This window comes from Mesorhizobium intechi, assembly GCF_002879535.1.
GTDB classification, from domain to species: domain Bacteria; phylum Pseudomonadota; class Alphaproteobacteria; order Rhizobiales; family Rhizobiaceae; genus Mesorhizobium; species Mesorhizobium intechi.
In genome coordinates, this window is the sequence record NZ_PNOT02000043.1 from 1 (window position 1) to 6,328 (window position 6,328).

6 protein-coding genes and 1 pseudogene are annotated in these 6,328 nt (G+C 64.3%); 2 read left to right on the forward strand and 5 right to left on the reverse strand.

Annotated elements, in window-relative coordinates:
* Positions 1-173: 173 nt before the first annotated feature.
* Together C1D09_RS03810 and C1D09_RS03815 are read left to right on the forward strand one after the other, a co-directional pair.
* A complete protein-coding gene (locus tag C1D09_RS03810) occupies positions 174-899 on the forward strand; it encodes a response regulator (RefSeq protein ID WP_143973065.1) in 726 nt (241 codons plus the stop codon).
* Positions 896-2,146, forward strand: coding sequence for an ATP-binding protein (locus tag C1D09_RS03815; RefSeq protein WP_143973066.1), 1,251 nt, complete (start codon positions 896-898; stop codon positions 2,144-2,146). The genes C1D09_RS03810 and C1D09_RS03815 overlap by 4 nt, the downstream gene beginning before the upstream one ends.
* Before the next feature lie 384 nt (positions 2,147-2,530).
* Here the strand turns inward: C1D09_RS03815 and C1D09_RS03820 are convergent, their stop codons facing one another.
* The 5 genes and pseudogenes from C1D09_RS03820 to C1D09_RS33640 all read right to left on the reverse strand — a co-directional run.
* Positions 2,531-3,031, reverse strand: a complete 501-nt coding sequence (locus C1D09_RS03820) for a metallophosphoesterase family protein (RefSeq protein WP_143973067.1) — start codon at positions 3,029-3,031, stop codon at positions 2,531-2,533.
* Between the two features lie 37 nt (positions 3,032-3,068).
* Positions 3,069-3,374, reverse strand: coding sequence for a hypothetical protein (locus C1D09_RS03825; RefSeq protein WP_143973068.1), 306 nt, complete (start codon positions 3,372-3,374; stop codon positions 3,069-3,071).
* A 989-nt stretch (positions 3,375-4,363) separates the two neighbouring features.
* Positions 4,364-5,374, reverse strand: coding sequence for a nicotinate-nucleotide--dimethylbenzimidazole phosphoribosyltransferase (cobT, locus tag C1D09_RS03835; RefSeq protein ID WP_143973069.1), 1,011 nt, complete (start codon positions 5,372-5,374; stop codon positions 4,364-4,366).
* A gap of 38 nt (positions 5,375-5,412) precedes the next feature.
* A complete protein-coding gene (locus tag C1D09_RS03840) occupies positions 5,413-6,189 on the reverse strand; it encodes an adenosylcobinamide-GDP ribazoletransferase (RefSeq protein WP_143973070.1) in 777 nt (258 codons plus the stop codon).
* Positions 6,186-6,328 (reverse strand): annotated as a pseudogene (locus C1D09_RS33640) (cobyrinate a,c-diamide synthase); the annotation flags it as partial. The pseudogene C1D09_RS33640 and the gene C1D09_RS03840, both read right to left, overlap by 4 nt.

Sequence of the window (6,328 nt, forward strand, 5' to 3'; positions counted from 1 at the left end):
GGATAGGAGGCGTCTTTTGCCGCTTTGCTTCGGCGCGTTGCCGAAGGTTTCCACAAAAGGGAGATTTGTTTCCGAATGTTTCTGTTGGCCCGCCGGAAACATTCGGTTGCAATTTTCCATGCCGCTTGTCGTCGGCTCTCCCTATAATTGGCAGCGAACAGGCAGACGGAAGAATGCAGGCACAATCCCATATCCTTGTCGTCGACGACGACCGTGAGATCAGGACGCTTCTCGGGCGCTATCTCGATGGCCAGGGCTTTCGCGTCTCGATGGCGGCGGACCGGCGCGAATGCGAGCAGAAGCTTGGCTCGGGCCAGTTCGACCTGATCGTGCTCGATGTGATGCTGCCCGACGGTTCGGGGCTCGATATCTGCCGCGCCTTGCGTGACCGCAAACCGCATATTCCCGTGATCCTGCTGACAGCGCTGAAGGAGGATGTCGACCGCATCATCGGACTGGAGCTTGGCGCCGACGACTATCTCGGCAAGCCTTTCAATCCGCGCGAACTCACCGCCCGCATCCGCGCGGTGCTGCGACGCTCGACGCCGGATGAGGCAGCCCCGCCGCGCGTGCGCGTCTACCACTTCGCCGGCTATCGGCTCGAGCCCGACACGCGCAAGGTGACGGATGCACAAGGCGGGCTCGTCGATCTCACTGGCGCCGAATTTGACCTGCTGCAGGTCTTCCTTGACCGTCCCGGCCGGCTCTTGTCGCGCGATCAGCTGCTTGATCTGACGCAAGGCCGCGAGCGTGATCCGCTTGACCGCTCCGTCGACGTGCTGATGAGCCGGCTGCGCCGCAAGTTCGGCGATACGGGCGAAGGGCCTCTGTTCAAGACGGTGCGTAATGGTGGCTACCAGCTCACCGCGCGCGTCGAGACCGCGGAGGCCGAGGCATGAATTCGCTGCGCCGGCGCCTGATCATCCTGCTGCTCGTGTCGATCGTCGGCGTCGTCGGCCTCGCCACCATCGCCGCGATCAAATTGCTCGGCGGACCATCCCCCGAACTGACCATGGGGCCGGTCGCTCGCCAGATCCAGCTCATGGTGCAACTCGTCCCGGGCCATGTGGCAGGCACCGGCGACGCACCGATCAATCTCGGCGATCATCCCGCTGATGGTGTAGAGGACCAGCGGCACACCGATGTGCTCAACCACATCCTGCACGACATCGGCATCAATGCTTCTGCAATTGTAACCCGCGCGGCCGACAAGCCCGGCATGGTTGCGTCCGTCTCTCTGCCCGACAATCGCTGGATGGTCGTCGACGTTCCCGATTTCGGCCCGCCGAGAGATGTCTGGTTTGTGCTCTCGGGCTGGATCACGCTGATCGTGCTCGGCGCCACCGCCGTTTCGGTCTATTTCGCCGCGGTGCTCATCAGGCCGCTCGAAATGATCGAAGCCGCGGTGAGCAAGATCGGGTCGGACGGCGTCCTGGCGGCGCTGCCGGAAGAAGGGTCGGCGGAAGTCAAGGCGACGGCGCGCGCCCTGAACCAGCTGTCCACCAGGCTGAAGACGGCCATGGAAAGCCGTATGCGGCTGGTCGCAGCGGCCGGGCACGATCTCCGGACGCCGATGACGCGCATGCGGCTGCGCGCCGAATTCCTCGACGAGGACCGCGAAAAATGGCTTCACGACCTCGATGAACTCGACAGTATCGCCGACAGCGCCATCCGGCTGGTGCGCGAGGAGGTCGACCAGGATGCAGTCGAACCGATTGCCCTGAAAGGGCTGGTGCGCGATCTCGAAATCGAACTGACGTCACTCGGGCATGCGATATCGATCGGCCATCTGGACGAGGTCTCGGTGCGGGCAGGAGCGCTTGGCTTGCGCCGCGCCTTGCGCAACCTGATGGTCAACGCCGCCACCCACGGCAAGGGTTGCAGTCTGTCGCTGTCGGCCACCAACGGTCAGGCCGTCCTCACCATTGACGACCATGGTCCCGGCATTCCGCCGGAACTGCTGAACAAGGCGTTCGAGCCGTTCTTCCGCGTCGATCCGGGCCGCCGGCAGTCGGTTCCCGGCGCCGGCCTTGGCCTGGCCATCGCCAAGGAAATCATCGAGCGCTATGGCGGAACCGTCACATTGCAAAACCGCCCCGGCCGCGGCCTCCGTCAGAAAGTCGTTTTCGACGTTGTCCCGGAATAAAGTTATGCAAACGTTCGCGGGTAGATCCAGAGCGAGCTCCCTCAATTTCCGAGTGCCACAGGGGGCGGGATGAAGGAGCTCCGAACGCCTCATGTGCCAGAACATCATTGGCACGGATCCAGCGAGATCATCTCCGCCGCCTTCTCGGCAATCCCGCTGGCCGCTGACCGGCCGAAGTCACTGCGCATTGCCGCCCTCCAAGTGCCCGCCGTCGGGAAGTCTGCCTCTTGCCCTGAGGGGGCCTCCAAGGGCGGTAGTAAACGATGGCCGCTTACAAGATGCGGACGTGGTCAGCGCAATGACCGAGATGAGGGCGCGAAGCAGCCATCCGTTATCTGGCGTTCAAATGGCAGATACGGTTCATTCTTCGCCTTCATAGATCAGCTACATCATCCTCACCACCAGCGCCGGATCGAACGCGCCGTTTTCATCCTCATATCCGCGTGGATTGCAGATGATGCGCGTGCTGCCGACCTTGTAATCACAGCTGTCATGCGTGTGTCCATGGACCCAGAGCGCGGGCCGACCACTCTCGATCACCTCGGACAGGTCCGACGCAAAGGCGGCATTCAGCAGGTCGCCCTCAAATCTCGACGGGATAGATTTCGCGTGGGGGAGGTGGTGGGTGGCTGCGATGACGGCGGCGACGTCTCCGTCGTCGATTTCCGAAGCGTTCGTCTCGAGCCATGGATTCCGTTCCGGACTGAGCAGATTGTAGCGGATTGCCGATTCGGTCGATTTCCGCTGCCGCTGCTTCTTGAATGCATCGCGGGCCAGGTATGCCTCCGCCAGGGCCCCGAAGGTTCGGGCGGGTGCCGCTGCGTCTTCCTGCATCGCTCGCTCCTCAGCTTCGCGGTCCTTCCGCATCTTCTCCTGCCGGTCCACGCCGGCTCTCCGCATCCTGTCCCATTGGCGAGCCTTTTCACGCGCCTGCGCGAGACTGAGAAATCCCGGAAGATCGCTGTGCTGCTCCGAAAACTCGCCGAGCGCGCGAGGCGGCGCTGGGCGCCCCCTCCTTCCAGCGGACCCGCATGTAGAACGTCTTGGCCCTCGGCGTGACCCGGATGCGCAGGTAGGCGGTGTCGCCCCGGTCGGTAGCTTCGTACATGCCCCCGCCGGGCCTCGGCTTGAGATTCCTGATGAAGACGGCGTTCAGCCCGCTCTCGGGCGCCTTTGGGACCATGAAGCTGCCGGACGTGCGCCGGCCGCGTACGGATTTTCGGGTCATGGGATCGCTCCAGACTGTCGGTTGGCAAACCGCCTAGCGTTAGCGTGGCTACCCTAATTAGTCAAGAAAATGTAATACAATCAATATGTTATGTCTGCATTTGTTACGCTATGCCTGAATATGTCCTTCTGTGTCCCGAAATGTCCGGTCGACCGCAGCAAGAGCCGGGGACCTGCGGAAACGTCCCCAGAGAAAATCTCTCGTTGGTGGCAATGGCTCCGGCGGGGGGCGCGCTGAGGAAAAAACTCGTCAGGGAGAATCCCGAGACTTTCGGCGCCGTGGAGGTTCAGCTTCGCGGCCTTCGTCGTCAGGAGCGAGCGGGGCCCGAGGGGGACTGATGGCAGGGCACCGTTTTAGGCACTAGGGGCAGGTGCTGCTATGTCCCGCCACGTCCTCGTGCGGCCGTCCTGTCCTCGGCGCGGCAGGAGCGGTAGGTTCGAAGAGGGCAATTAAATCAGGCAGATAGGTCGGCACCTGTCCCTCTGAGTCCCGGCTGGTCCACAAGCGCCCTACTGTCCTTCTATCACTTGGCAGGCGTCTCTTAATCAGCGGGTCCACAGTTCAATCCTGTGCGCACCCACCAAATTTCTTGAAGACTTGGTGGAAAGACCCTGAGAGCGAGATGCGTTTGGCGCGTCTCGAGCCATGCACTTGACCGCGCCGATGCCGCCACTTTCCCAGCCATGCGCCCCGGCAGAAACAGGCCAAGGAATGGCGCGATGCCGGCTTGGGTGTCGGCCATGAAGAAGTTCAGAGTTGAATGGCCGGATCTCGCGTGCCGCCACCCGGAGCGGATCTGTAGCCATCCTCCGATCCGCGATCGGAAACGCGGCGGCAGGCGTCTGGGTGCAGCAAAGCCCATGACCGGCGCAGTTCATCGTTTCACGCAAACGGGAAGCGCTCCAGTTCCTGTTTCGACGCAATTCCCGAAGGGGAAACGCCGCGCGCCTTTCCCAGGAAAACCGTCACATACTTTTCTGCGAATTGCCCTACTTCTCCGATACCCCCGCCTCGGCAAAGCTCGCCATCCTCGCATGGCACTCCAGCGCGGAGCGGACGATGTTGATGGCGAGGCAGGCGCCGGAGCCTTCGCCGAGCCGCATGCCAAGATCGAGCAGCGGCGGCAGGCCGAGCGCTTCGAGCAGGCTGCGATGGCCCGATTCGGCCGAAACATGGGCCGCGATGGTATGGGAGAGGCCGGTCGGATGCAGCCTGGCCAGCGGGGCAGCGGCAGCCGTACAGACGAAGCCGTCGAGAAGCACGGGTATGCCGAGATGACGGGCGGCCAGCGTGGCGCCGAAGATGGCGGCGAGTTCGCGCCCGCCGAGTGCCGCGGCAATGCCCAGCGGATCGGCGAGGGCAGCGGCATGGCGCTTCAGGCCGGCTTCGATGGCGACCACCTTGCGCTTCAGGCCGGCGTCGTCGACGCCGGTGCCGCGCCCGGTCCATTTTTCCGCCCCACCGCCGAATAGCGCCGCCGAAATGGCGGCCGCCGGCGTGGTGTTGCCGATGCCCATTTCGCCGAAGCAGACCAGGTCGAGGTCTTTCGCTACGGCCTCGTAGCCCGCCGAGACGGCGGCGAGAAAGGCTTTCTCGTCCATTGCCGGCGTTACCGTGAAGTCGCCGGTGGGATGGTCGAGATCAAGCGGGATGACATCGAGTTCGGCGCCGGCGATGCGGGCGAGCTGGTTGATGGCGGCGCCGCCGCCGGCGAAGTTCGCCACCATCTGCACGGTGACCTCGGAGGGATAGGCCGACACGCCTTGAGCAGTCACGCCGTGATTGCCGGCGAAGACGAAGACCTTTACCCGGTCGAGCCTGGGCATGTCGCGGCCCTGCCAGCGCGCCAGCCATGCGGCGATCGTTTCCAGCCGGCCGAGGCTGCCTTGTGGCTTGGTCAGCGTGTCCTGGCGGCTGGCTACGGCCTTTGCCGCGGCATCGCTGCCGGCGGGCAGGTCGAGGCAGGCGGCGCGCAATTCATCGAGGGATTTGAAGGGCATGGGGGCAAGGTCTCCGAAAGGGAATCAGGTCAGGGGGATCAGGAAAGCGCGACGGAAGCGACGAGAAGCACCGCGATTTCGCTGACCTGCTGCAAGGCGCCGATCGTGTCGCCGGTCTGGCCACCGATCTGGTTGAGGCAAAGGGCATGGAAGGCGGCAAAGAACAGGCCGAGCAGGATCAGCGCCGCGATGGCGCCGCCGGCCCCGAGCAAGGCGAGCGGGATCGCGCCAAGCACGGCACCGGCGATCGCGGTTTCAAGCGAGACGGTGCCGGCGCCGGCCGAGAGGCCGTCGGGGCGCGCCGGCGGCAACAGATGCATGAAGGCGCCCAGTACGCCACGCGAGGCCGCATGCGCGGCAACAAGGGCAAAGAGAGCCTGAGTGGGATCCACCAGTTCCGAAAGCACGTTCCAGCGGATCAGCAGCGACAAGGCCAGCGCCATGGCGCCATAGGCGCCGATGCGGCTGTCGCGCATGATGTCGAGTTTGCGGCCGCGCGACTTGCCGCCGCCAAAGCCGTCCGCGACGTCGGACAGTCCGTCCTCGTGCAGGCATCCGGTGGTGATCACGGTTGCCACGAGGGCAAGTGCCGCCGCCGGCCCCATGGCAAGGCCAAATCGTTCCGCCGTGGCAAAGACGATGGCGCCGACCAGGCCGACGACGAGGCCGGCGACCGGTGCCGCCCAGATCGCGGCGGCAAGGCCGCGACCCCGAAAGTCGAGGTCGGGCAGGGGCAGGCGGGTGAAGAAGACCAGGCAGAGCGCGACGTCGTCTAGGATTTGCCGGGGCGAAAGCGTCAAATTCGGGAGCTTCATGCACTGGCCCTCGCTATCGCATGGAAGAAGGTACCGCTGACATGGCCACGCCGGAAGCCGGAAGCGCCGATCGGATTGCCCTGGCCGTCGGCGAGGTCTGCCAGCGGCTCGTCATTGCCAGTGGCCGTCATCTGCGCAT

Coding starts and splice junctions, on each gene's coding strand:
- C1D09_RS03810 (WP_143973065.1), top strand. CDS start 174: ATGCAGGCACAATCCCATATCCTTGTCGTCGACGACGACCGTGAGATC.
- C1D09_RS03815 (WP_143973066.1), top strand. CDS start 896: ATGAATTCGCTGCGCCGGCGCCTGATCATCCTGCTGCTCGTGTCGATC.
- C1D09_RS03825 (WP_143973068.1), bottom strand. CDS start 3,374: ATGACCCGAAAATCCGTACGCGGCCGGCGCACGTCCGGCAGCTTCATG.
- cobT (WP_143973069.1), bottom strand. CDS start 5,374: ATGCCCTTCAAATCCCTCGATGAATTGCGCGCCGCCTGCCTCGACCTG.
- C1D09_RS03840 (WP_143973070.1), bottom strand. CDS start 6,189: ATGAAGCTCCCGAATTTGACGCTTTCGCCCCGGCAAATCCTAGACGAC.